Source organism: Corallococcus llansteffanensis (assembly GCF_003612055.1).
Taxonomy (GTDB): Bacteria; Myxococcota; Myxococcia; order Myxococcales; family Myxococcaceae; genus Corallococcus; species Corallococcus llansteffanensis.
Genome location: NZ_RAWB01001127.1, coordinates 1 through 715 on the forward strand (window position 1 = coordinate 1; position 715 = coordinate 715).

Genomic DNA, 715 nt, shown 5'->3' on the forward strand with positions numbered 1-715 from the left:
GGGGAGGGGGGCCTCCAGGTCATAGGCGCGCAGCGCGGCCTGGGGCGGCACGCCGGGCACGGGCGCGTAACGCTCCGCGAGGGGAGAGACGAGATAGGCGTGGTAGCCGCGCTCGCGGGTGAGGGCCAGGTCCGGAGCCTGCCGGTACGTCATCCGACCGCTCCAGAACATGAGGCTCAGCGTCTCGAAGGTGAGCGGCGGATCCGCGTCCAACGCGGCGAAGATGACGCTGCGCTTCGGCGTGGCCTTCGCCAGCGCGCGCCCCACCTCGCGCGAATGGCTGACGTACAGCTCTTCCACGTGCTCGGCCTGATAGCGCGCCTTCTCCACGGGCAGGGTGATGGCCAGCTGCCACGCGAGCACCGCCGACGCCATGAGCCCCAGCCCCAGCGCCATCCACTGGGGCCGGCGCAGCAGCCGAAAGAGCACCGCCGTGAGCGACGCCGCGAAGAAGGCCAGGACCAGGCCCTCGGCGAGCCCGGGCAGGGACCGCGTCTGCTCCCAGGACGGTGGCAGATGCTCGCGCACCCGGGCCAGGGTGGGCAGATGCTCCATGGCCAGCGGCGTGCTGAGGCCCGCCAGCAACAGGGCCGCGAGGGTGGGATGCCGCCAGGCGTCCGAACCCGCGATGGCCAGGGCGGCGAGGACGGCGGGCACCGCCCCCCACGCGATGGCCGGGACCTTCACCGTGCCCAGTGAGAGGACGAGCCACGTC

Annotated in this window: 1 pseudogene; it reads right to left on the reverse strand. The window is 73.1% G+C overall.

The features are described from left to right. A pseudogene (locus tag D7V93_RS45730) lies at positions 1-715 on the reverse strand (dolichyl-phosphate-mannose--protein mannosyltransferase); the annotation flags it as partial.